This is a genomic window from Zhihengliuella flava, assembly GCF_015751895.1.
In the GTDB taxonomy this organism is placed as follows: domain Bacteria; phylum Actinomycetota; class Actinomycetes; order Actinomycetales; family Micrococcaceae; genus Zhihengliuella; species Zhihengliuella flava.
The window spans coordinates 2220425-2244408 of the sequence record NZ_JADOTZ010000001.1 but is presented as its reverse complement, the minus strand read 5'-3'; the positions used below and the strand labels follow the sequence as shown (position 1 = coordinate 2244408).

Here is a 23984-nt window from a genome sequence, read left to right as displayed (position 1 = left end):
CTAGAGCATCATCCGAGCGGCGTAATTCTGGGCGAATATACTGGGCGGTGATGAGTGATCAGACCTCCACTGGAGACCCCGGTACCGATGACCGTTCGCCCACTCCGCGGGAGATTCGGCGGTGGAGGCGCTACCTCGCCGACGAGCGGGCCGAAGGGGCCGTGTACCGCACCTTGGCCCAAAAGCGTTCCGGCGAGGAACGCCTAATTCTCTTGGGGTTGGCTGAGGCCGAGGAACGTCACGAGGCCCACTGGCGAAATCTGCTGGGACCGCACGCGGAGTCCGGCACGCGCCCCTCACTGCGCCGCACGCTGCTGCGCTTCATGGCCCGCCACTTTGGCTCTGTCTTCGTTCTGGCGCTTGCCCAACGGGCCGAGGGAAACTCGCCGTACATCACGGACCAGGACGCCACGCGGCAAATGGCCGCGGACGAGCAGGTGCATGAGGAGGTTGTCCGAGCGCTCGCCACCGCCGGCCGCAAGCGACTCTCCGGAAATTTCCGGGCCGCCGTCTTCGGCGCCAACGACGGACTCGTCTCCAACCTCGCCCTCGTCATGGGCATCGGCGCCACCGGGGTCAGCACCCAGGTGGTCCTCTTCTCCGGCATCGCCGGCCTGCTGGCCGGGGCCCTGTCCATGGCCGCCGGCGAGTTCGTGTCCGTCCGCTCCCAGCGTGAACTCATGCTGGCCTCCCGCCCCACGCAGGTCACGCTCACGGCCGCCCCGCACCTGGACTTGAATCACAACGAGCTGGTGTTGGTCTACAAGGCTCGCGGCATGACCCACGAGGCGGCGGAGCACCGTGCCGGAGAGCGCCTCGGCTACTTCACGTGCGATTGCGACCCGTCCCTCTCCTTTCAGGCTGAAGACGAGCGCGGGCCAGCGACCAGTGAGGAGGACACGATTGGTTCGGCCGTCGGTGCCGCGTCTTCTAGCTTCCTCTTCTTCGCCTCCGGCGCCATCATCCCCATCCTCCCCTACCTGTTGGGCCTGACGGGCACGGCCGCCGTGGCGCTGTCCGTGGGGCTCGTGGGTTTGGCGTTGCTGGGCACCGGCGGGGTGGTGGGCCTACTCTCCGGTGCGTCCCCGGGCAAACGCGCGCTGCGCCAGTTGGCCATCGGCTGGGGCGCGGCCGCGGTCACCTACCTCTTGGGCCTGGCGTTCGGCACGTCCGTGGCCTAGCCTCGCGCGCCGTCCCGGGCCACCGACTCGGCGACGAGTTCGACGGCGGCCGGCGGCTCCGCCACGCCGTCGAGCACGCGCCGCAAGTCCGGCACGACGACGGCTGCCCCGTCACGCAGGGACAGCTGGGCCGCGTCGGCGACCAACGAGGCGGCCACGGCGTCGTAGGGCGTGCAGGGGTTGGGCCGTTCGCCGAGGATGAGTTCCACAAACGCGGCCAGTTCTTCCACATAGGCCGCGTGGAAGCGCTGGGCGAACGTGGTGTGCGGCGCGCCCTCCGGGAAGCGGACCCCGACCTCGGCCGAGCGCAGCGCCGTCGCCTCATCGAGTCCCACCATCAGCGAATCCCGCGATCCTTGAATCTCAAGCCGGACGTCGTGACCGGCGCCGTTGTAGCGGGTAGCGGAAACCGTGCCGACCGTCCCATCGGAGAGCGTGACCATGGCCAGCGCCGTGTCCACGTCTCCCACCGCGCCAATCGCCGGGTCTCCCCGGTTGGACCCCCGGGCCACCACCTCCACGATCTCCTGACCGGTCAGCCACCGCAGGACGTCGAAGTCGTGGACCGAGCAGTCACGGAACAGCCCTCCGGAGGTGGCGAGGAAGTCCACCGACGGCGGGAACATGTCCCCCGTGATCGCGCGCAGGCCATGGATCCAGCCGAGCTCACCGGACGCGTAGCGGCGTTTCGCCTCGAGGTAGCCGGCATCGAAGCGCCGCTGGTGCCCCATCTGCACCACGCCACCACTGGCCTCAATCTCCCGCACGAGCGGCAGGGCCGAGGCGACGTCGGACGCCACGGGCTTCTCACAAAACACCGGCAGCCCGGCGGCCAGTCCGGCACGGATGAGGTCCGGGTGCGTCGCCGTTCCCGTGGCGATGAGCAGGCCGTCGAGGCCCTCCGCCAAGAGCTCATCGACGCTCGCGGCGACGCCGACGCCGAGTTCGGTGCCCACCTGCCGGGCAAAGTCCACGGCAACATCCGCCACCGTCAGGCGGACGTCCACCCCGCGGGCCGCGAAGCGCTCTTTCACGGCCAACACATTCTGGGCGTGCATCTGGCCGATGCGGCCAACTCCCACCAGCCCGAGTTTCACAGTCGTCATGTAGTCCTCTCCTGAAGTCCCTGCTCGGGCCGAAGCTCTGACGAGTCAACTGTGATGAGGTAGATCACCTTTGTCAAGAGTATGTTCTGACATACTTACATCAGTGAGCCGACGGCGGCCGAGTGATGGACTTCACATGCCGCACTTGATAGAATGTCAGGACACATATGCTCTCGGTCGACCAGGAAGCGGAATTGTGGCACTGAACCTAAAAATCTCCAAGGACTCACCCGTCCCCCTCTACCACCAGGTGGTTCAGGGATTCGAGGCCGCTGTGGCTTCCGGCGAACTCACGCCGGGCACCAAACTCGAGAACGAGATCGAGCTGGCCCGGCAATTAGGACTCTCCCGCCCCACAATGCGGAAGGCCATGGATGAGCTCGTCCGCGCCGGGCTCCTCGTGCGCAAGCGCGGCGTCGGCACGCAGGTGGTGTCCCCGAGCGTCCGCCGCCCGCTGCAACTGTCCAGCCTGCATGACGACTTGGTGAAATCCGGCGCCCGCCCCTCGACCCGCATTCTCGAGTTTTCCTCGCAGCCCGTGGACGAGGACATCGCTGAACAGCTGGGACTCGAGCCGGGCACCGAGGCGTATCACATGGTCCGGCTCCGGGCCGTGGATGATCAGCCGCTGGCCATTATGGAGAACTGGGTCCCGCAGTCCTTGGGCGCCATCACCGAGGCCGACCTCGCGGAGCGGGGGCTTTACGACGTTCTGCGCGGCCTCGGCATCACCTTCCACTTGGCGCATCAGCGAATCGGTGCCGATCTGGCATCGAAAGAGCAGGCCGACCTGCTGAACATCACGCCGCGCGAGGCGCTCGTCACCATGCAGCGCACCGCCACGGATGACCTGGGCCGCGCCGTCGAGACCGGCCATCACGTGTACTCGGCGGCCCTGTACACCTTCGAGATGACCTTGATGCAAAACTGACCCCCATCGGAAAGAGGCACACACTGTGACCGAATGGATCTACCCCACCGGAACTGCCGCACAAGGCCCTTGGTTTTGCTCGCTCGGCGCGCACGACTCCACGACGCACGTGGCCGGCTGGCAGCACACCGGCCTCCGGGTCGGCGATGTCGGCGCCGGCGAGTCCGTCACGCTCGAGGCCGCCGCGGAGGAGCGCATCATCGTTCCGCTCAGCGGCGATTACACCGTCAGCGTGAACGGCACTGAGTACGTCCTCGCTGGGCGCCGGTCCGTGTTCCACGGCCCGGCCGACGTCTTGTATACGGGCATCGATCGCTCCGTGACGATCACGGCGCACGACGGCGGCCGGCTCGCTGTGGCCTCCGCCCCGGCGAAGGCCGAGTACCCGGTCCGGCACCTGCGCCAAGCAGAGATTCCGGTGGAACTCCGCGGCGCCGGACAGTCCTCCCGCCAGGTGCAGAACTTTGGCACCCCCGCCACGCTGGAGGCCGACCGCTTCATTGTCTGCGAGGTCATCACCCCCTCCAGCAACTGGTCCTCCTACCCTCCGCACAAGCACGATGAGGAGAAGGACGGAGAGACGCAGCTGGAGGAGATCTACTACTTCGAAACCCGCGTCAGCACCGACGCCCCCGAGGCAGTCCAGGCGGGCGGCACCGCGGACGCGCACGGCTATCAGCGCGTCTACGCCTCGGACGAGCGCCCCATCGACGTGGCCACCGAGGTCCGCTCGGGCGACGTCGTCCTCGTACCCTACGGGTGGCACGGCCCCGCCATGGCGACCCCGGGCTACGACCTGTACTACCTCAACGTCATGGCTGGCCCCGGGCCGGTCCGCGAGTGGCTCATCTCCGATGACCCCCACCACGGCTGGGTGCGGCAGACGTGGGAAGCCCAGGACATCGATCCGCGGCTTCCCTTCACCGCCTAGTCCCCCGCCACCAACGACGTCGGCCCGCTCGCCCTTCACGGGTGAGCGGGCCGACGTCGTCGTTGCGATGCGGTCGAGGCACACGGGCCGGCGCCCGGATCCAGCGGAGGGATCCGGGCGCCGGCCCGCAGCGGAACTTAGTGCGTCTGGCTGGATGGGAACGCGAAGGACGCCCCGGAGGCCTCGGACACCTCCGGCCACCGGGTGGTGACCGCCTTGCTTCGAGTGTAGAAGCGGATGCCGTCGGGCCCGTAGATGTGGTGCTCGCCGAACAGCGAATCCTTCCAGCCGCCGAAGGAGTGCCATGCCACCGGCACCGGGAGCGGGACGTTGATGCCCACCATGCCCACCTGGATGCGGCGCGTGAAGGTCCGGGCCGCATATCCGGAGGAGGTGAAGATCGCCGTACCGTTGCCGTAGGGGTTCGAATTCACCAAGTGAATCGCGTCTTCCAGCGTCTCGACGCGGACCACGACCAGGACGGGGCCGAAGATCTCCTCCGTGTAAGCGCTCATCTCAGACTGAACCTGATCCAGCAGCGTGGGGCCCACAAAGAAGCCCTCCTCGTGGTCCTGCACCACCAGGTCACGGCCGTCGACGAGCACGGCAGCGCCGTCGGACTCGGCCTCGCCCACGATCTGCTGAATGCGGGACTTCGACGCCGGCGTGATCACGGGCCCCATATCGGCGGATGGGTCGGTGCCATTCGCGACCTTGACCTCGCGGGCCCGCTGGACCAGCTTGTCGATCACGAGGTCACCGGCCTCGCCCACGGCGACGGCCACAGAGATGGCCATGCAGCGCTGGCCGGCGGAGCCGAAGGCGGCCGCGGTCAGGTGGTCTGCGGCGACGTCCATGTCGGCGTCCGGCATGACCACGGCATGGTTCTTGGCGCCCCCCAAGGCCTGGACGCGCTTGCCGTGCGCCGTCGCCGTCTCGTGGACGTACTTGGCGATCGGGGTGGAACCGACGAAGGAGATGGCGTCCACGTCGGGGTGCGCCAGCAGGCCGTCCACGGCGTCCTTGCCGCCGTGGACCACGTTGAAGACGCCGTCCGGCAGGCCCGCTTCCTTCCAGAGGCGCGCCATGAACAGCGAAGCGGAGGGGTCCCGCTCGCTCGGCTTCAGGATAAAGGCGTTGCCGGCCGCGATGGCCACCGGCGCCATCCACAATGGCACCATGACGGGGAAGTTGAAGGGCGTGATGCCGGCGACGACGCCCACCGGCTGGCGGAAGGAGTGCACGTCAATGCCGGTGGCCACCTGATCGGAGAAGTCCCCCTTGAGGGACTGGGAGATCCCGCACGCGTACTCGACGACCTCGAGTCCGCGGCCAATCTCGCCCGCCGCATCGGAGAGCACCTTGCCGTGCTCGCTGGTGACGATCTTGGCCAGTTCCTCCGTGTTGGCCGCCAGCAGTTCGCGGAACTTGAAGAGAACGGCGGTGCGCTTGGCGATGGAGACCTCGGCCCACGAGTCGGCCGCGGTGCGGGCCGCAGCCACGGCCGCATTCAGGTCCGCCTCGTTGGCCAGCTGAAGCTGCCCAGTCACCTGGCCGGTCGCCGGGTTGTAGACGGGCTGAGTTTCGGTGCCTTCGCCGGCGGTCTCCGCGCCGTTGATGTAGTGATTGATGCTGGTAGTCATGCGTTCGTTCCTCACGTTGTGGGGGCGCTAGGCGCTGGCGCGCCGCACCAAGTCCTTGATGGTGGTCAGTTGGTAGCGGGAGACCTCTCGGGCGTTCTCATTCTCCGCAAACACCGAGGAGCAGATCACGCTGTCTTCGCGGTCCAGGAAGCCCGTCGCGGCGAGCCCGCCGAAGAGCTCGTCAAAGTTCACGTCCCCGTCCCCGACCTTCAGGTGCTGATGCACGCGGACCGGGTTACCGGGCGGGTTGGTGATGTAGCGCAGCCCATGGGAGGCGTGATGGTTCATGGTGTCCGCCACGTGCACAATCCGCACCTTGTCCCCCGCGGCCTGCAGGATGTCCAGCGGGGCATCGTTCATGTGGAACGTGTGTGGAGCCACGTAGACCATGCCCACGTTGGGCGAGTTGAGGCCACGGATGACGCGCAGGGCGGCAAGCCCCTCTTCGACGAAGTCGTCCGGGTGCGGGTCGATCGCCACGTGGAGGTGCTCCCGTTCGATGATCGGCAGCAGCTCTTCCATGGATTTGTAGAAGCTCGCCTCGGAGAGCTCCGGGTGTTCCGGGCGCCCCGAGAATTCGGTGCCGAACTGGTGCACGCCCAGCTCGACGCCGATCTGCAACGCCCGCTTCCAATAGCGGACGGCCGCCTCCCGCAGTTGCTCGTCGGGAGCGGACCAGCGCAGCACGGGCAGGATGCTCGCCACCTGAACCCCCGCGGCATCGCACGCGGCCCGGAACTTCCGGATCAGGTCCTGGTCCGCCTTCGGGTGGATATAGAACGGGATCATGTCCGGGTGTGGGGTCAGTTGGAGGTACTCGTAGCCCAGCTCGGCGGCCAAAGCCGGGAATTCGAGCAGGGAGTGCGAATGGTGAAACGGGGTGGGGTCGAGGGCGATTTTCATCGGTACAGCTCCGGCTTCTCCTTCAGGGTCACGGTCACTTTCTCTCCGGTCGATTGGGCGCGCACACCGGCCTCGCAGCACGCGGCCGTGGCGTACCCGTCCCACGCGGTGGGTCCACCGATCTCGCCTCGCAGCGCGGCATCCACCCACGACTGGATCTCGTGGTCGTACGCGGCCCCAAACCGGTCCTCGAACCCCGGGGTGACCGCTCCACCGACGCGTCCGGCCGTGCGGGTCACCGGCCCGTGGTCCGCGCCGATGTCCACGATCCCCTCCTCGAGGCTCGCCTGAGTGGAAACCTCATACCCAAACTGGGCATTGACGAAGATTTCCACGTCCACCAGCACTCCGGAGGCGGTCTCCATGAGGACCTGCTGCGGATCGTGCTGACCGTTACGCGCCCGGCGGCTGGCTTTGCCCAGGCGCACCTGGACCGAGGTGATCTCCTCGCCGGTGAGGTACCTCACGGCGTCGAACTCATGCACCACGGAATCGTTGATCAGCATCTCGTTCGTGAACCCGTCCGGCGTGGATGGGTTGCGGTGGCGGCAATGCAGCATGAGGAGATCGCCGAGCGTCCCTCCGGAAATGATGCTGCCCAGCTGGGCGTAGTCCGCGTCGAATCGGCGCATGAAGCCGACCTGGATGCGCTGGTGCCCCAGTGCCTGCTCGGCCTCGATGACGCGCCACGCGGACTCGGCGTCGGGGGTGAGCGGCTTCTCGCAGAAGATCGGGATGTCCCGCTCCAGTGCCTCGAACAGGGCCTCCTCGTGGAGAAACCCGGGAGTGGCGAGCAGGACAGCGTCCACGGTGCCGGAGGCGTAGGCCTCCGCGGCAGTGGCGAAGGTCTGCGCGGCCGGGACTCGGGCGGCTGCAGCGCTCGCCCGCTCGGCGTCGATATCGACGACGGCGCTCACGGTGGCACCGACGATGCGGGTATGGAGCCGGTCGATGTGGTCCGCTCCCATGCGGCCAGCACCCACGACGGCGACTCGCAGATTGTTGGTCATAGCGTGCCTTTCATTCGGCGGCACCGGCGTGCGGCGCCAATCAACTAAACGTGCGTGCGGGATCCGCAGGAGAGCAGGTAATTCCGGGTGCGCTGAGCAATGGGCATCGGCACATCGAAGCTCGGCACCGGGTACATGTCCTGCTCGACGATGCCGAAGAGCCGGCGGCCGAGGCCCTCGCACGCCTCGATGACCTCACGCAGGTCCGGTAGTCCGCTGGGTGGTTCGGTCATCACGCCGGCCGTGTTGGCGCCAGCCCACGTCATGTTCTCCGCGCGCACCGTGGCAAGGATGTCCGGATTGATCTGCTTGAGGTGCAGGTAGCCAATGCGCTCCGGGTAGCGGCGGATGAGGTCGATGCTGCTCGCTCCCCCGTACTCGGCGTGACCCGTGTCGAGGCACAGGGTGACGAGGTTCGGGTCCGTGTGCTGCAGGAACCGCTCGATGTCCGCTTGTTTCTCCACATGGGAGTCCGCGTGGGAGTGGAACTGCTGTTGCAGGCCGAACTCTTCGCGGAGCTTGCGCCCCAGATCGTTGTGGCCCTCCGTGAGGGAGGTCCATTGCTCGGCGGTCAGTTCACCCGGCTCCACCGCCTGCCCCGTGACGTCGTCGCGCCACATGGCCGGAATCACCACAATGTGCTCGCCACCCATGGCGGCGGTCAGCTCGGCCACCCGCCGGGCCGGTTCCCACGCGGCCTCCCACTGATCCTGACCGCGGTGATACGCGGTGAAAACGGTGCCGGCGGAGACCTTCAGGTTGCGCGCGTTCAGCTCGTCGGCGAGGCGCAAGGGGTCCGTGGGCAGGTAGCCATACGGGCCCAGCTCAATCCACTGATAGCCGGACTCAGCGACCTCGTCGAGGAAGCGTTCCCACGGCGTCTGCCGGGGGTCATCGGCAAACCACACCCCCCACGAGTCCGGCGCGGTGCCGATCGTGACAGCATTGTTTTCCATCGTCGGTTCTCCTTAGGCTTCGCCCGGGGCCCGCCCACCCAGGAGGGGGCGCTGCCGGGACTTGTGGTCGGTGTAGGTCTGGAAAGCCTGCTGGGTGGACTCCAAAGCGGAGACCGCGCTGACGGGCACATCCCACCAAGATTCGGAGCTCGGGGCATCGATCAACGGGTCCGACTCCACGTGGATCACGATCGGGCCGCTGCCCTCCGGGGCGGCTTTCGCCCGCTGAATCGCGGCTTCCAGCTCCTCGATGACGGTCTCCCCCGGCTCGATCCGGTAGACCGTGGCGCCCAGGGACTCCGCGTTCGTGGCTAGGTCCACGGGCAGCGTGGCCCCGTCGTCGAACGTGTGGCGTGCGGCGTCCAACGTGCGGTACTTCGTCCCGAAGCGCTGAGACCCCAAGGATTCGGACAGCGCGCCGATCGACGCGTACCCATGGTTCTGAATCAGGACCACGATCAGCTTGAGGCCTTCGGCCACCGCGGTGACGAGCTCGGTGTGCATCATGAGGTAGGAGCCGTCGCCCACCATGACGACGACGTCGCGCCCGTCCTGGCCGTCCGCCTCGGCGACCGCGGCGCGCTTGACGCCCAGCCCGCCCGCGATCTCATAGCCCATGCAGGAGTAGGCGTACTCGACGTGGTAACCGTACGGGTCCGCCACACGCCACATCTTGTGCAAGTCGCCGGGTAGCGAGCCAGCCGCGCACACCACCACATCGCGGGGATCCATCGCGCGATTCGCCGCGCCGATAATGGCGTTCTGGCTCACCAGCGGGCTGTACCGCTCGGCGAATGCAGCGTCCACCGTGGCGTCCCAGCGGGCCTTTTCCTCCGCCACCTGCTGAGTCACCGTAGCGGAGACCCGGGCCCCTCCGACGGCCTCCTGCAGCGCCTCGAGCCCCTTGCGGGCATCGGCGACGATCGGCAGGGACGTTCCGTGCTTGTAGGCGTCGATGGCAGCAACGTTGAGGTTGATGAACTCCACCGCAGGGTTCTGGAACGCGGTGCGGGAGGCCGTAGTGAAGTCCTCATAGCGGGTGCCGATCCCGACGATCAGGTCCGCCTCTGCGGCCAACGCATTAGCCGCCGTCGTCCCGGTGGAGCCAATGGCGCCCACCGCCTGCGGGTGGTCCCAGGCCAGGCTGCCGACGCCGGCCTGCGTCCAGCCCACGGGGATCCCGGTGGCTTCGGCGAAGGCGCGGAGTTGCTCGGTGGCGAAGCCGTACAGCACGCCACCGCCGGCAATGATCAGCGGATTCCGGGCGGCACGAAGGCGCCGGGCTGCCTCGGCGATGTCCTGAGCTTCGGGCGCGGGCCGGCGAATGCGCCAGTCGCGTTCGGCCAAGAATTCCTCCGGCACCTCCATCGTCTCGGCCTGCACGTCCTGCGGCAAGGAGATCGTCACCGCGCCGGTCTCCGCCGGATCGGTCAGGACTCGCAATCCGTGGGTCAGCGCGGAGAACAGCTGTTCGGGGCGCGTGACCCGGTCAAAGTACTTGGACAGCGGGCGGAAGGCATCGTTGACGGTGATGTCATACCCGTGCGGGTGTTCGAGCTGCTGCAGCACGGGGTCAGCGGCGCGGGTCGCAAACGTGTCGGAGGGCAACAGCAGCACCGGCAAGCGGTTCGACGTGGCCAAGGCGGCACCCGTCAGGAGATTGGACGAGCCCGGGCCAATCGACGTCGTCACCGCGTAGGTTTGCCGGCGGCGGGTGTGGCGGGCGTAGCCGACCGCCTGGTGGGACTGCGCCTGCTCGTTGCGGCCTTGGTAGTACGGCATCAGGGTGGGATCCGCTGCCTGATACTGCTTCAGCGCCTGACCCACGCCAGCGACGTTGCCGTGACCGAAGATGCCGAACATCCCGGGGATCAAGCGCTCCCGGTAGCTCTGCCCACCAACGGTATCCACCGTGTATTGGCGGCCGAGGAATTCGACGACGGCCTGGGCCACCGTCATGGTGCGGGTGCTCATGCGTGAATCTCCGTTTCCTGCTCCTGCGGCGCGCTGCGGCGCAGCAGCCCAGCTGCTGCCGCGACGGCGCCGTCGACGTCGCCGTCGGCGGGGTACAACAGCGTGCGTCCCACCGTGAGGCCTTGAACACCGGGCAGGGCGAGGGCTCGCTCCCACGAGGCGAAGACCTCGTCCGGCTTCTCCGTCGGGTCCCCACCCAAGAGGACCGTAGGCATCGTGGTGGAGGCCATGACGCGCTCCATGTCGGCGACGACGGGCAGCTTCATCCACTTATAGGCGCTGCTGGCTCCGAGGCCAGCCGCGATGGCCACGGACTTGATCACCGCCTCCGGGGTCAAGTCGTTGCGCGCGCGCCCTTCGACCCGCTGGGACAGGAAGGGTTCCACCATAGCGATGAGCCCGCGCGAGGTGAGCTCGTCAATGGCGTGCGCCGTGGCCTCGAGCAGCGAGGCGGTGGCGGCGTCGTCGTAGGCAATACGCGTGAGCATCTTGCCGCCGTCGGCTCCGAGATCCGCCAGCGCCTGCGCCGTGTGTCCGGTGAAGCGATCATCGAACTCGTTGACGTAGCCGGCCAGGCCTCCACGATTCATCGACCCGAAGACCAACTTGCCCTCGAGCGCGCCGAGCAGCAGTAGGTCATCGAGGATGTCGGGGCTGGCGAGGACGCCGTCGACCGCCGGATGGGCGAGCGCTACTTGGAGACGGTCGAGCAGGACACGGCGGTCATTCATCGCCGAGGGATTGCCCTGGGCCCCCATCGCGCCGCGGGCCGTGTGGTCGGCGGCGACGATGAAGTTCTGTTCGCCGAGCCGCGGTCCCGCGTGGCGGCGGCGAGCCTGCGCGGCCCGGGCCACGGACGTCGGGTCCTCGAGCCGAAGCCTGGTCAGGAATTCATAGCGCCGGGGATCGTCGAGATCCAGAGATAGGGCGGTCATACGGAAGCCTCCGTGTTGGGGACGAGGCGGCCGCGCTCGCTCAGGAGCGCGCGGACCTCGTCGGTGGTGGGCATGGCATCGGCACAGGAGAGGCGGGAGGCCACGAGGGCGCCAGCGGCGTTGGCGAAATCGAGGGTTTGGGCCAACGGCCACCCGGCCAGCAGGCCGTGGACGAACGCTCCGCCGAAGGAGTCGCCAGCACCCAGCCCGTTGAGGGTCTCGACGGGAACTGGCGCGGAGACCACGCGTTCGGTCCGGGTCTTGGCCATAACCCCTTCGGGCCCCAGCTTGACGACGGCGATCTCGACGCCGGCGTCGAGGAGGCGGTCCGCCTGCTCGTCCGGGGTTCCGTCGCCGACCGCCACGGCACATTCCTCGTCATTGCCGATGGCGACGGTGACGTGGGGAAGCACCTGGGCGACGCGGGCGCGGGCCTCATCCACCGACTCCCAGAACATGGGCCGGTAATCCAGGTCGAGCACGGTGTACTGCCCCTCTGCGAGCTCGGTCCGGGGACGGGCCTGATGGGCCGCGAGATGCGCCGACGCGCTGGGCTCTTGGCAGAGCCCGGTCACCGTGGACCAGAAGACGCGCGCCGCGGCGATCGCCTCGACGTCGAGCTCGTCGGCCCGAATCTGCAGGTCCGGGGCGGTGGGGAACCGGCCGTAGAAGTACAGCGGGAACTGCTGCTCCTGCGGGAGGATCGCGCAGAAGGTCGCCGGCGTCTGCAGCCCGGGTACCGCGCTCACGAATTGGTCGTCCACCCCGAACTTGCTCAGCTGGCCGTGGAGGTACGTCCCGAACGGGTCCTCCCCCGTCCGCGTAATGACGCCCGTCCGGTCCCCATGCCGGGCCGCGGCGACGGCCACATTGGAGGGGGATCCACCGAGGTACTTCCCGAAGGATTCGACGTCCTCCAGGCTCCGCCCGACGTCGTTGGGATAGATGTCCACGCTGATGCGCCCCATCGTCAAGAGGTCGAAGCTCACGTCGTCCCGCCTTTCTTGCTTAACCCTGCCTCCACCCTCGCGGGTGTGATACCTGTCACCGAATACTCTGCTACGACTCGATATGTCCTGTCAAACATTTGTCAGGACAACTAAACAATGTGGCACCTTCATGGGCTCACTTCTCCGCGCGGAGGTGATGCAGGAAAATTTCGCCCGTTTGCACGTCCTCCTCCACCTTTTCCAGCGTGATGCCACGCGTCTCGGGAACCTGCGTCTTGACGAAGAGCAAGGCCAGCACGCCGAGGCCCGCAAAGAGGAAGAAGGTCCCCGTAATGCCCACGGTCTCCACGAGGGTCGGGAAGTAGAGGCCCAGCACCGCGTTGGCGATCCACAGGCAGAAGACGGACACGCCCATCCCGAAGGCGCGGACCCGCAGCGGGAAAATCTCCGAGAGGAGGACCCACACGGCAATATTCAGGAACGTCTGCATCGACCCGACGAACGCCACCACCAACAGCAGGATGACCCACGGCCGCGCCGGATGATCTTCGGGGAGCGCGATGGAAAAGGTGCCGATCAGCAGGTGGCAGACCGTGGTCAGCGAAAAGCCGATCATGAGGGTCTTGCGTCGATCCATCGTTTGCATCAGCCGCAGGGCGATGAGGCCTCCGACCACGGCGATGACGCCGGGGGCGATGTTGGCCACCAAGGCGGCCCGCTCACCGAAGCCCGACTCCACCAAGACGGTCTGCCCGTAGTACATGATCGAGTTGATCCCGGTGAATTGCTGAAAGACGCCGATGCCGATGCCGACCAACAGAATCCGGACGAACCACGAGTTCCGCAGCGCCCCGAAGCCCTCGTTGACGGCCCGCTCGTCCTGAGCCGCGGATTGACGCACCTCATCGAGCTCCGCGGCCGCGCGCTCCGGCGAGCGCACGGTGCCCAAGACCTCCGCGGCCTCGTCGATGCGACCCTGGGCGACCAGCCAGCGGGGCGACTCCGGCATGCGCAACATGCCAATGAAGAGGGCGATGGCCGGCAACGCGGCGACGGCGAACATGACGCGCCAGACGCCCTCGAGGTGCCCGAGCGTGTTGCCGATGATGGCATTGACCACGAACGCGGCCAACTGCCCAATGACGATCATGAGCTCGTTTCGTCCGGCGAGGGCGCCCCGGATCTCATAGGGCGCCAGCTCCGCCAGAAACACAGGAACCACCGTGGAGGCGCCGCCGACGGCGAGCCCCAGGACGATGCGCCCCGCAACGAGGACCCCCAAACCGGGCGCAAACACCACGGCCATGGCTCCAACGAAGAACGCGACCGCCAACACCAGAATGGTCTTGCGCCGGCCCCAGCCATCCGAGATGCGACCGCCGAGCATGGCGCCCACGGCCGCGGCGAACAGGAGCGAGGACGTCACCACGCCCTCGGTGAACGCATTCAAGCCCAGTTCGGCGGACATCGGGCGCAGCGCGCCATTGATCACGCCCGTGTCATAGCCGAACAGCAGGCCGCCGAACGTGGCGATCAAGGCCACCTGGCCCAAGCGGCGGCGATGCGGCCCACCGGTCAGCGGCGGCAGCGTCGGCGTCCCACCGGGGGCGGTAAATGGGTGCGAACTCATGGCCCACAACTCCTTCGTCTCATCCATCTGTGATCTGTGTCTCATCAGACTAACGCGCGAAAGTAAGTTTGTCAGGTCATATACACAAAAAAGTTCTCCGGCGACGGCCAGACCCATGCGAAGATGAGATCCATGAACGACTCTCCCCGCGCATCCGCGGCGCTCGGTGCCGGCTCACCGGGCGCCACGCAGTCGGATCTGGCCCGCGAGCTCGGGGTGTCCCGCACCTTGGTATCGCTCGCCTTGCGGGACCAGCCGGGCGTCTCGGCGGACATGCGGGCCCGCATCCTGGCCACCGCTCAACGGCGCGGCTACCGACGCAACGGCCTGGCCGCGGACCTCGCCACCCGCCGCCGCACCGCCGTCGGCCTGCATCTCTTGGACGCGCGCAATGACATCTACTCGACCGTTTTGCGCGGCGTTCAAGAAGTCGTCACTGACGCCCAGCAGCGGCTGGTCTTGGCCGTGGACACCGCCCCCGGACATCCAGATCCCCGGGCGGTCGATGCCCTCGTGGAGGCCAACGTCGGCGTGATCATCTCCACCGCGCTCACCGGCAGTAAAGACGACGCCGTCGCCCTCAACGCCCGCTCCCCGCTCGTCGCGCTCTTCCGCCATATCGCCGGCGTGGACAGCGTCTACCCGGACGACGCGGCGGGGACCCGCCTCGCCCTCGAGCACCTTCTCGGCCTCGGGCATCGCCGCATTGCGCACCTGACGGGGCCAGCCGTCACCGGGTACACCACGCGCCGGGACACCTACGTGAGCGTCATGACCGAACGCGGGCTGACCCCGGAGGTCATCGTCTCCGACGGATACTCGCGCGAGGTCGCGGCAGCCGCCGCCGCCGACCTGATGGCCCGCCCCGCCGCCCTGCGCCCCACAGCCGTGATGACGCATAACGACGAGCTGGCCTTCGCCGTCCGTGAAGCGGCGTTCGCCCACGGGCTAGCGGTACCACGTGACCTCTCGGTGGTCGGCTACGACAACTCGCGCACCGCCGGATTGACAGGCGTCGAGCTCACCACCGTCGACGTGGATGCTCCCGCCATGTCCCACGCCGCCGCGCGCGCCGCGCTTCGTCGCGTCGCCTTCCCGGCTGCCCCTTGTGTGGACCAGCGGTTTGAACCGTCACTGCGCCTGCGCTCCAGCACCGCCGCCCCCGTGTAGGGGCCGCGCATCCTCCGGCTGAGCGTTCACGCGCGCTCCACCCTCCCCACACCTGACGGTTAGCGGGTTCGGCGCGAATCGTGAAAACATATGCGGATGACCACTGAGCAGTTCCCGCTGATCGACGCCCGTGAAATCCTCCGCGTAGTCGGGGGCGCGGCGTTTACCCGCGGCAAGGAGTACGCGGATTCAGCGGCCATCCTGGAGATCGACTGGGACACGGCGGATGACACGCTCAGCGCCGACGTCCAGGGCACCGCCGCCGAGCCGTACACGCCGGCAGTCGAGCTGGAAAACGCCAAGAACGGCTGGCGCATCGCCGCGGCCTATTGCTCCTGCCCCGTCGGCCAGAACTGCAAGCACACCGCAGCCATCATGATCCAATCCAATTCGCTGCACATGGCCGCCAAGGAGGACTTTCCAGCGCCGGACCTTCCGACGGAAACGCCTGCGTGGCATCAGAGCCTCGATGGCCTGTTGTCGGCGGGAGCAGCCAAGCATCCTGCGGCGCCCCACGCCGGGCGGGGCGCGTCCGACGCGGTGGACCCGAGCGGCAACATTCAGCCCCTCGCGCTCCAGTTTGAACTGCGGGACAACATGCTCTCCGCGCACCGCCAGTGGGCCCCCGGCAGCGGTGCTGGACGCACGCGCGCCAGCCGCCGCTTCCAACTCGGGGTCCGCCCCATGGTCCGCTCCGGCAACGGGCGTTGGGTCCGTGGAAACCTGCGCTGGAACTCCATCAGCTTCAAGACCTATGGCCTGAACTTGGATGAGGAACAGCATCGTTGGTTCTGCCAGTTCGTCCCGCTGCACCGCGCTAATGGGCAGCTGTACTTCGGTGAGGACAACGACTGGATCAACCTGGACGATTTTTCCTCGCCGCTGTTGTGGAACCTCTTGGCCGAGGCCCGTTCACTCGGGATCGCCTTCATCGGCCGGCAGGGCGAAACCAGCATCGAGCTCATCGAACCGGCCGAGCTCAGCCTGGACGCCACCCGCGGCGAGGACGGCCACGGCGAGGATCTCCTGCTGCGGCCCAGCCTCCTCGTCTCCGAACCGGCGGGGCCCGCGCAGCCGGTTGACGCCCCGGATCACGGGGACGACGGCGCCGCGGGCGGGTCTGCCGACACCGCGGACAAAGAACTCACCCGTGTGCCGCTCAGCACGGACCTACCGGCCGGCCCCATCGGCCATCACGGGGCCTACCTCGCCGTCTCCGGGGGGTCGCGCATCCTGCTGGCCCCCATGCGGCACCGCCTCAACGAGACGGAACGTGAACTCTTCCGCCACCCGGAGGCGATTCAGATCCCGGCGGCGGACGTGCCGCAATTTCTGCGGCGGCTCTACCCGCGACTGGGGCGCAAGGTGGCCCTCACGAGCCCGGACGGGTCGGTCCAGCTGCCGCACATCCAGCCGCCGAAGCTGATCATGACCACTGAATTCAACGGTGAGGACCAAGCCGACGTCGAGTGGGAGTTCGACTACGGCGGAATCACCGTCGACACCGAGACCCGTGATGCCGAGACCGAACACGCGTTGGAGCAGGCCGCCCTCCGTACCCTCGTGGACACGCCCCTGCACGGTTCCGTCCTCGCGCCGCGTACGCTGACGGGCCTGCATACCGTGGACTTGATCCGCACCATCATGCCGGCCATCGCCGCGCTGGAGGGTACCGAAGTCCGCACCACGGGCGAGCAACCGCCGTTTCATGAGCTGACGGAAGCGCCGGAGCTGACCGTGACCACGGTGGAGTCGGACCGGCGCGACTGGTTCGATTTGGGCCTCATCATCGCCGTCGGGGACCGCCGCATCCCGTATGCGGACATCCTGCGGGCACTCGCCCGCGGGGAGACCCGCATGCTGATGCCAGACAAGACGTGGTTCTCGCTCGAGCAGCCGTTGTTCGACAAGCTGCGCGCTTTGGTCACCGAGGCCACGGCGCTGACGGACACGACGGCGGAGGAACTGAAGATCACCCGCTACCAGGCCTCGCTCTGGGAGGAGCTGGACGCGCTCGCCGCCAACTCGGAGGGCCCTGATTCCTGGTATGCCGGCGTCGGGTCCCTCCTGAACTTCGCGGAGCAGCGCGAGGTGACGCTGCCACCGGGGCTGCGGGCCGACCTCCGCCCCTACCAGAAGGACGGCTTTGCGTGGCTGGCCACGCTCTGGCACAACGGGCTCGGCGGTGTTCTCGCCGATGATATGGGGCTGGGTAAAACCCTGCAGACCCTCGCCCTGATGCTCCATGCCAAGGACGCGTGGAACACCGGCGCCAGCGCCGACCCGGCCAACCAGCCCGGACCGTTCCTCGTGGTCGCCCCGACCTCCGTGGTGGGCAACTGGGCGGACGAGGCCGCGAAGTTCGCGCCGGAGCTCTCCGTCGCCACCGTGACGGACACCCAGCCGCGCGCGGCCGTGAAGTTGGGCGCCCTGGCGGAGGAGTACGACGTCGTCATCACCTCCTACACCTTGTTCCGGCTCGACGCCGAGGCCTATCAGGACCAGCCGTGGGCCGGACTCGTCCTCGACGAGGCCCAGTTCGTGAAGAACAAGTCCACCAAGGCGCATCAGGCCGCTCGGGATCTCACGGCACGGTTCAAGCTGGCCATCACGGGCACGCCCATGGAAAACAACCTCATGGAGCTGTGGTCCATCTTCGCCATTGTCTCCCCGGGCCTGTTCCCCTCGGCCCTACGGTTCGCGGAGAACTACCAGCGGCCGATTGAGCGTCAGGGGCTCGACGAACCGTTGGGCCGTCTGCGGCGACGCGTACGCCCCTTCATGCTGCGGCGCACCAAAGACGCCGTGGTCACGGACCTGCCGGCCAAGCAGGAGCAGGTCCTGCACGTGGACCTCACGCCGAAACACCGCAAGATCTACGACACGCACCTCCAACGCGAGCGGCAAAAGATCCTGCGCCTCGTCGAGGACATGGACAAGAACCGGTTCACGATTTTCCAGTCGCTGACCCTGCTGCGCATGCTGTCCCTCGATGCATCGCTCATTGACGACGAGTATGCGGATGTTCCCAGCGCCAAGCTGGATGTGTTGTTCGAGCAGCTCGAAGACGTCCTCGCTGAGGGCCACCGCGCGCTGGTCTTCAGTCAGTTCACCTCCTTCCTCAAGCGGGCGGCGGATCGGCTGGAGGCGGAGGGGGTGGAATACGTCTACCTGGACGGGTCCACCCGGCAGCGTCAAGAGGTCATCGCGGCGTTCAAGGCGGGCCGCGCCCCGGTCTTCCTCATCTCGCTTAAGGCGGGCGGGTTTGGCTTGAACCTCACGGAGGCGGACTACTGCTTCCTGTTGGATCCTTGGTGGAATCCGGCCGCCGAATCCCAAGCCGTGGACCGCGCCCACCGCATCGGCCAGACCCGCAACGTCATGGTGTACCGCATGGTGGCCAAGGACACCATTGAGGAGAAGGTGGTGGCCCTACAGGACGCCAAACGCCAGCTCATCTCCTCCGTGATGGACGACGGCGACGGCTTCGGTTCCGCGCTCACGGCGGATGATATCCGCGGGCTACTCAACGAGTAGCCACGCGCCATCGGCCCCGGCCCGGCTGCCTCGTGAGGGCGGTTTTTAGGGGCCTTTTGGTGCCGTACCGGTCAGGATCGCTCAACAGGCGCGATTGCACCGCTCACCTGAAGGTCCGGTTACTTGGTCGCAACAGCTAAGTAGGATGCTGCCGCAAGCTGTCATGGCGCAGAAGATACAGGTACCTGTGCTCGAGCATGTGATGCAGCCAGCGCATCCAGCGGCGGCGAGGAAGCAAGCAACAACGCTGGAAGAGTAGCAGCTCTCGCGACGTTCCTCGCCTCCGATGCGATAAAGACCGTTGCAGCCTCCGCAAGGGTCCTCGTTGTTGGCGAGCTTGAGTGTTGGACGTCCTTCGGCGTCAAGTGGTTGGTCAAGACGACGCACCAGCGCCCCGTTGACACTCTTCTGCCGGATGCTGAACGACGATTCCGCGTAGTCTGCGGCCCCTTCCGTGACATCTAGGATCCAAGCTATAGAGGCCTGACCATCGACGAGCTCCGTATTGACTTGCACGACAATCATTTCGCCGGAAGCTCGGTCATAGGAATAGTAAGCCTCTGAGATGGTGCCATCAATCAGCGTCATGCGTCTTGCACCCACCTCAACCGCCTTGCCAGGTGTACGGTCGGAAAGCCGACTGAGGGTCGCTGCACCTGAGCCGGCTGCAGCGAACGCAAGGACGTTATGAGCGTCGTCCGTTGTGAGGTGATGGGCGAGCATTTCTACCGCTGCGCCTCCTGCGAAGTCCTCATCGTGAGAGATTTGTCGGTTCACGGGTTTGCCTTTCGCGAAGGCAGCACATGGCATTCCAACGATTGTCGCGGCCCCCAGCTGCCAGTCCCGCAGCTCCCAGTGCGAGACGCATTTCTCCGATGTGCTTCAGCGCGATCGCAGCTCGTTGCGGTCCCAGAGCAGAACCAAGAACTGCCCCAATCTTCCAACCGACCCCTCCGTCAGTTGCTTATTCGTCGGCGTCTACTTGAATCAGGGTCGGCGCCCAAGGGGGTTCGGCGAAGGCCTCGTGACGCCACCGGCGCATCTCCGGGTTGTTCAGCGGGACGACATCGAGTGCAGACCCCGCATCGTTCTTCAGCTGGCGAGCCATCGAGCTGCATTTGCCGCACGATGCATCGAAACCTAGAACGAGGCGACCTTTTGAGGGGGTTTATTCTTGCTAGGCATTTTTTGGTTTCCTCATTGCGGTGCTACTGAAGCTTCTATCGTTTCTTTTCCACCGCTCGCGCGGAGGTGATGTAGACCGTCAGCGCGGACAGCAGCAGCAGCACCCCCAACCAGATCCTTCCGTTGTCAGTTGCGAGCTGTGCCACCCCGGCCAAGAGAACAATCGTGCCAACGACTAGTAGCCAGACCCTTCTTCGCCGTGACATGTACACCCGTGACATGAACTCCCCTTCGTCAATGAACTCTCGAATACGAGGTGTATTCCATGTGATTTAGAGCACTTCGAACTTAACCGCTTTGCGCATTTTGGGTCTATAGGGCCAGGGCCAGAAACTCGGAGCGGTTTCGGTAACAGCAACGTCTCTTCGAAACCTTTAATCGGTGACCCCACTGGCAGGCCTTGGGTTTCTACTGCCCTAACATGGGGGCTTCAAAGAGGCCCTGACCGTGGGGGTAAGCGCCAACTGTTCCCTCGGCCACGAAGCGCCAGACAGAGCTTCAGGCCCTGCCTTAGTCACAAGTTCTCACGGCGCGAGTAAGTCATGTTGATGGTGCCGCGCCTGCACTACCGCTTTCTGCCGATGTGGGGGCGGGGACCATCCCGCCTAGGGCAGGAGCATGACCTTGGTGGCGCGGCGCTCATCCATGGCGCGGTAGGCCTCGGGCGCGTTCTCCAGCGGCATGACCGAGTCGAAGACGCGGCCTGGATTGAGATCTCCGGACAGCACGGCCGGTAGCAGCTCGGCGATGTAGTTCCGCGTCGACGCAGCACCGCCGGCCACCGTAATGTTCTTGCTGAACAGCACGCCGAGCGGCAGCTCGGGGCCGCCAGCCGGCACGCCCACGTACCCCAAGTGGCCGCCGGCGCGCGTGGAGCGCAGCGCCTGATCCATGGACTCCTTGGTCCCCACGCACTCCAGCACGCAGTCGGCCAAGACGCCCCCGAGAAGTTCCCGGACCTGTTCAGCGCCGGCCTTGCCGCGCTCGGCCACCACGTCACTCGCTCCAAACTCGCGGGCGATGGCGGCCCGGTCCTCGTGACGAGACATGGCGATAATCCGCTCCGCGCCGAGCAACTTGGCGGACAACACGGCAGAGAGGCCAACCGCCCCATCACCGACGACGACGACGCTCTGTCCGGGTCCCACGCCAGCCACCTTGGCGGCGTGATAGCCCGTGCCCATGACGTCAGTCAGCGTCAGCAAGGACTTCAACAACTCCTCGTCAGCGGTGCGCGTCCCGCCCCGCTGCGGGCTCAGTTCCGGCACCACGAAGAGCGTTCCCTCGGCGTTGGGGACGCGGACGACCTCGGACTGGCCGCCCTCGACGTCGTGTCCGGACTCGTCTCGCCCACCCCACGCGGCACGGTGCTGGCAGGCGACCTGCACGCCGTTGCGGCAGTCGGGGCACTGCCCGCAGCTATTGGCCCACGGGCTGATCACAAAATCGCCGACCTGCAGCTCACGCACGTCGTCTCCCACGGCCGTGACCGTGCCGATGAACTCGTGACCGATGGGCTTCGGCTCCTCGGGCCCTTGATCGGCCCGGTAGGGCCACAGATCGGAGCCGCAGACGCACGAGGCAGCGACGCGCACGATCGCGTCGCTGCCGTGGATCAGGCGTGGCTCCGGGCGGTCTTCAACCCGGATGTCTCCCGGGGCATGAATGATGGTGGCTCGCATGCCTCCACCCTAACGCCCGCCGTTGCCGGGGTTAAACGACGATGGCGCCGCTCACCTTGGCAGGTGAGCGGCGCCATCGTACGCGCTCTAGGGGCGCACGGTGCGTGGCGTCCTAGAGGGAGGACTCCGGCTCGTGCACCGGGTAGACCTCGCGCAGCAGGCGTGCCGTCTCCGACGGCGTCTTGCCCACCTTCACGCCGGCGGCCTCGAGGGCCTCCTTCTTGGCATCGGCCGTGCCGGAGGAGCCGGAGACGATGGCGCCCGCGTGGCCCATGGTCTTGCCCTCCGGAGCGGTGAAACCAGCCACGTAGCCCACGACGGGCTTGGTGACGTTCGCCTTGATGTAGTCGGCCGCGCGCTCCTCGGCGTCGCCGCCGATCTCGCCGATCATCACGATCGCCTTGGTCTCCGGGTCGTTCTCGAAAGCCTCGAGCGCATCGATGTGCGTGGTGCCGATGACCGGGTCACCGCCGATACCGATGGCGGTGGTGAAGCCCAGATCGCGGAGCTCATACATCATCTGGTAGGTCAGCGTGCCGGACTTGGACACTAGGCCGACGCCGCCCTTGCCGGTGATGTTGGCGGGGGTGATGCCCACCAGCGACTCGCCCGGCGTGATGATGCCCGGGCAGTTCGGGCCAATGATCCGCGTGATCTGCTTGCCGTCGGCATCGACCTTCGACTGAGCCAGGGCCCAGAACTCGGCCGAGTCCTGCACCGGCACGCCCTCGGTGATCACCACGACGAGGCCGATCTCGGCCTCGATGGCCTCGACGACGGCGTCCTTGGTGAACTTCGGCGGGACGAAGACGATCGAGACGTCGGCGCCCGTCTTCTCCACGGCCTCGGAGACCGTGCCGAAAACCGGCAGCTCGACGTCGGAGCCGTCATTGGCGGTGTGGGAGACCGTGGTGCCAGCCTTGCGCGCGTTGACGCCACCGACGATGTTGGTGCCAGCGTGAAGCATGCGGGCGGTGTGCTTGGAGCCCTCGCCGCCGGTGATGCCCTGGACGATGACCTTGGAGTCCTTGTTAATGAAGACAGACATAGTGGTTTTCCTCGCTCCTTAGGCGTTCGCCAGCTCGGCGGCCTTATCGGCGCCTTCGTCCATGCCGGCGGCCTGAGTCACCAGCGGGTGGTTGGCCTCTGCCAAAATGGCGCGGCCCTCCTCAACGTTGTTGCCATCGAGGCGAACCACGAGCGGCTTGGTCGCCTTGTCGCCCAGAATCTCGAGGGCCTTGACGATGCCGTTGGCCACCGCGTCACACGCGGTGATGCCGCCGAAGACGTTGACAAACACGCTCTTGACCTGCGGGTCATTCAGGATGACGTCCAGACCGTTGGCCATGACCTCCGCGGAGGCACCGCCACCGATGTCGAGGAAGTTGGCGGGCTTCACGTTGCCGTGGTTCTCGCCAGCGTAGGCAACGACGTCCAGCGTGGACATGACCAGACCGGCGCCATTACCAATGATGCCCACCTCGCCGTCCAGCTTGACGTAGTTCAGGCCGGATTCCTTGGCCTTGGCCTCGAGCGGATCGGCTGCGCCCTTGTCCTCGAGCTCCTCGTGATCCGGGTGGCGGACCTCGGAGGCGTTCTCGTCGAGGGAAACCTTGCCATCCAGTGCGACGATCTCGCCGGCGCCGGTCTTCACCAGCGGGTTGACCTCAACCAGCGTGGCGTCCTCGTCCTTGAAGACGGTCCAGAGGGTCTGCAGGGTCTCGGCGACCTTGCCGCGCAATTCCTCGGGGAAGTTGGCCTCGGCCACGATCTCGTTGGCCTTGGCGGCGTCGATGCCCACCAGCGGGTCCACGGCGACCTTCGCGAGAGCTTCCGGGCGCTCGACGGCGAGCTGCTCGATTTCCATGCCGCCCTCGACCGAGCACATGGCCAGGTAGTTGCGGTTCGCCCGGTCCAGCAGCACGGAGAAGTAGTACTCCTCCGCAATGTCGGCGCCCTGAGCGATCATGACCTTGTTGACGGTGTGGCCCTTGATGTCCATGCCAAGGATGGCGGAGGCGTACTCGAAGGCCTCGTCAGCGTTCTTGGCGACCTTGACGCCGCCGGCCTTACCGCGGCCGCCGACCTTCACCTGTGCCTTGACCACCACGACGCCGCCGATCTTCTCGGCTGCGGCCTTGGCTTCTTCCGGAGTGTACGCAACGATGCCGGCAAGCACGGGAACGCCGTGCTTCTCGAACAGATCGCGCGCCTGGTATTCATACAGGTCCACGGGGTGTGTCCTTCTACGTCGAAGTCG

19 protein-coding genes are annotated in these 23984 nt (G+C 66.7%); 5 read left to right on the top strand and 14 right to left on the bottom strand.

All coding sequences use genetic code 11. The features are described 5' to 3' along the window. The first annotated feature begins 50 nt into the window (after window positions 1–50). Window positions 51–1181, top strand: coding sequence for a VIT1/CCC1 transporter family protein (locus IW252_RS10325; RefSeq protein WP_196836472.1), 1131 nt, complete (start codon window positions 51–53; stop codon window positions 1179–1181). Here IW252_RS10325 and IW252_RS10320 read toward each other — a convergent pair. Further along, window positions 1178–2287, bottom strand: a complete 1110-nt coding sequence (locus IW252_RS10320; RefSeq protein ID WP_196836471.1) for a Gfo/Idh/MocA family protein — start codon at window positions 2285–2287, stop codon at window positions 1178–1180. The genes IW252_RS10325 and IW252_RS10320 overlap by 4 nt on opposite strands. A gap of 196 nt (window positions 2288–2483) precedes the next feature. Between IW252_RS10320 and IW252_RS10315 the strand changes: the two genes are divergently transcribed. Beyond that, entirely contained in the window at window positions 2484–3218 is a 735-nt protein-coding gene (locus tag IW252_RS10315) for a GntR family transcriptional regulator (RefSeq protein ID WP_196836470.1), read from the top strand. Window positions 3219–3243: 25 nt separating this feature from the next. Then, window positions 3244–4149: a 5-deoxy-glucuronate isomerase gene (iolB, locus tag IW252_RS10310; RefSeq protein WP_196836469.1), complete on the top strand. Its 906-nt coding sequence runs from the start codon at window positions 3244–3246 to the stop codon at window positions 4147–4149. Between the two features lie 137 nt (window positions 4150–4286). Here iolB and IW252_RS10305 read toward each other — a convergent pair whose 3' ends face one another. From IW252_RS10305 to IW252_RS10270, 8 genes are all read right to left on the bottom strand, one after another. Beyond that, entirely contained in the window at window positions 4287–5792 is a 1506-nt protein-coding gene (locus IW252_RS10305; protein WP_196836468.1) for a CoA-acylating methylmalonate-semialdehyde dehydrogenase, read from the bottom strand. Between the two features lie 27 nt (window positions 5793–5819). Further along, window positions 5820–6695, bottom strand: coding sequence for a sugar phosphate isomerase/epimerase family protein (locus IW252_RS10300; RefSeq protein WP_196836467.1), 876 nt, complete (start codon window positions 6693–6695; stop codon window positions 5820–5822). Next, window positions 6692–7705 carry a Gfo/Idh/MocA family oxidoreductase gene (locus IW252_RS10295; protein WP_196836466.1) on the bottom strand — a complete coding sequence of 338 codons (1014 nt, stop codon included), beginning with the start codon at window positions 7703–7705 and terminating at the stop codon, window positions 6692–6694. Before IW252_RS10295 ends, IW252_RS10300 begins: the two co-directional genes overlap by 4 nt. Window positions 7706–7749: 44 nt before the next feature. After that, window positions 7750–8661 carry a sugar phosphate isomerase/epimerase family protein gene (locus IW252_RS10290; RefSeq protein ID WP_196836465.1) on the bottom strand — a complete coding sequence of 304 codons (912 nt, stop codon included), beginning with the start codon at window positions 8659–8661 and terminating at the stop codon, window positions 7750–7752. 12 nt (window positions 8662–8673) lie between these two features. Next, a complete protein-coding gene (gene iolD, locus IW252_RS10285) occupies window positions 8674–10620 on the bottom strand; it encodes a 3D-(3,5/4)-trihydroxycyclohexane-1,2-dione acylhydrolase (decyclizing) (RefSeq protein ID WP_196837231.1) in 1947 nt (648 codons plus the stop codon). A gap of 11 nt (window positions 10621–10631) precedes the next feature. Further along, window positions 10632–11570: a Cgl0159 family (beta/alpha)8-fold protein gene (locus IW252_RS10280; RefSeq protein WP_196836464.1), complete on the bottom strand. Its 939-nt coding sequence runs from the start codon at window positions 11568–11570 to the stop codon at window positions 10632–10634. Continuing rightward, window positions 11567–12559: a 5-dehydro-2-deoxygluconokinase gene (gene iolC, locus IW252_RS10275; protein ID WP_196836463.1), complete on the bottom strand. Its 993-nt coding sequence runs from the start codon at window positions 12557–12559 to the stop codon at window positions 11567–11569. Before iolC ends, IW252_RS10280 begins: the two co-directional genes overlap by 4 nt. A 136-nt stretch (window positions 12560–12695) precedes the next feature. Further along, window positions 12696–14150, bottom strand: coding sequence for a sugar porter family MFS transporter (locus IW252_RS10270; protein ID WP_196836462.1), 1455 nt, complete (start codon window positions 14148–14150; stop codon window positions 12696–12698). Window positions 14151–14282: 132 nt separating this feature from the next. Here IW252_RS10270 and IW252_RS10265 point away from each other — a divergent pair, with 132 nt between their 5' ends. Both IW252_RS10265 and IW252_RS10260 read left to right on the top strand, forming a co-directional pair. Beyond that, window positions 14283–15320, top strand: a complete 1038-nt coding sequence (locus tag IW252_RS10265) for a LacI family DNA-binding transcriptional regulator (RefSeq protein ID WP_196836461.1) — start codon at window positions 14283–14285, stop codon at window positions 15318–15320. 96 nt (window positions 15321–15416) lie between these two features. Next, window positions 15417–18857, top strand: coding sequence for a DEAD/DEAH box helicase (locus IW252_RS10260; protein WP_196836460.1), 3441 nt, complete (start codon window positions 15417–15419; stop codon window positions 18855–18857). Window positions 18858–18938: 81 nt separating this feature from the next. Here the strand turns inward: IW252_RS10260 and IW252_RS10255 are convergent, their stop codons facing one another. From IW252_RS10255 to sucC, 5 genes are all read right to left on the bottom strand, one after another. After that, complete coding sequence (locus IW252_RS10255) at window positions 18939–19634, bottom strand: hypothetical protein (protein WP_196836459.1); 696 nt, start codon at window positions 19632–19634, stop codon at window positions 18939–18941. 187 nt (window positions 19635–19821) lie between these two features. Beyond that, a complete protein-coding gene (locus tag IW252_RS10250; RefSeq protein ID WP_196836458.1) occupies window positions 19822–19965 on the bottom strand; it encodes a hypothetical protein in 144 nt (47 codons plus the stop codon). 682 nt (window positions 19966–20647) lie between these two features. Then, a complete protein-coding gene (locus IW252_RS10245) occupies window positions 20648–21724 on the bottom strand; it encodes a zinc-dependent alcohol dehydrogenase family protein (protein ID WP_196836457.1) in 1077 nt (358 codons plus the stop codon). Between the two features lie 112 nt (window positions 21725–21836). Beyond that, on the bottom strand, window positions 21837–22772 hold the full coding sequence (gene sucD / locus IW252_RS10240) for a succinate--CoA ligase subunit alpha (protein WP_196836456.1): 936 nt from the start codon (window positions 22770–22772) through the stop codon (window positions 21837–21839). An 18-nt stretch (window positions 22773–22790) separates the two neighbouring features. Continuing rightward, window positions 22791–23957: an ADP-forming succinate--CoA ligase subunit beta gene (gene sucC, locus IW252_RS10235; protein WP_196836455.1), complete on the bottom strand. Its 1167-nt coding sequence runs from the start codon at window positions 23955–23957 to the stop codon at window positions 22791–22793. Between the last annotated feature and the right edge of the window lie 27 nt (window positions 23958–23984).

Bases quoted from the DNA above. Each gene is read 5' to 3' on its own strand.
- IW252_RS10320 (WP_196836471.1), bottom strand. From the start codon at position 2,287: ATGACGACTGTGAAACTCGGGCTGGTGGGAGTTGGCCGCATCGGCCAG.
- IW252_RS10290 (WP_196836465.1), bottom strand. From the start codon at position 8,661: ATGGAAAACAATGCTGTCACGATCGGCACCGCGCCGGACTCGTGGGGG.
- IW252_RS10280 (WP_196836464.1), bottom strand. From the start codon at position 11,570: ATGACCGCCCTATCTCTGGATCTCGACGATCCCCGGCGCTATGAATTC.
- IW252_RS10265 (WP_196836461.1), top strand. From the start codon at position 14,283: ATGAACGACTCTCCCCGCGCATCCGCGGCGCTCGGTGCCGGCTCACCG.
- IW252_RS10325 (WP_196836472.1), top strand. From the start codon at position 51: ATGAGTGATCAGACCTCCACTGGAGACCCCGGTACCGATGACCGTTCG.
- IW252_RS10245 (WP_196836457.1), bottom strand. From the start codon at position 21,724: ATGCGAGCCACCATCATTCATGCCCCGGGAGACATCCGGGTTGAAGAC.
- sucD (WP_196836456.1), bottom strand. From the start codon at position 22,772: ATGTCTGTCTTCATTAACAAGGACTCCAAGGTCATCGTCCAGGGCATC.
- IW252_RS10305 (WP_196836468.1), bottom strand. From the start codon at position 5,792: ATGACTACCAGCATCAATCACTACATCAACGGCGCGGAGACCGCCGGC.
- IW252_RS10300 (WP_196836467.1), bottom strand. From the start codon at position 6,695: ATGAAAATCGCCCTCGACCCCACCCCGTTTCACCATTCGCACTCCCTG.
- iolD (WP_196837231.1), bottom strand. From the start codon at position 10,620: ATGACGGTGGCCCAGGCCGTCGTCGAATTCCTCGGCCGCCAATACACG.
- IW252_RS10295 (WP_196836466.1), bottom strand. From the start codon at position 7,705: ATGACCAACAATCTGCGAGTCGCCGTCGTGGGTGCTGGCCGCATGGGA.
- IW252_RS10250 (WP_196836458.1), bottom strand. From the start codon at position 19,965: ATGGCTCGCCAGCTGAAGAACGATGCGGGGTCTGCACTCGATGTCGTC.
- IW252_RS10260 (WP_196836460.1), top strand. From the start codon at position 15,417: ATGACCACTGAGCAGTTCCCGCTGATCGACGCCCGTGAAATCCTCCGC.
- IW252_RS10270 (WP_196836462.1), bottom strand. From the start codon at position 14,150: ATGAGTTCGCACCCATTTACCGCCCCCGGTGGGACGCCGACGCTGCCG.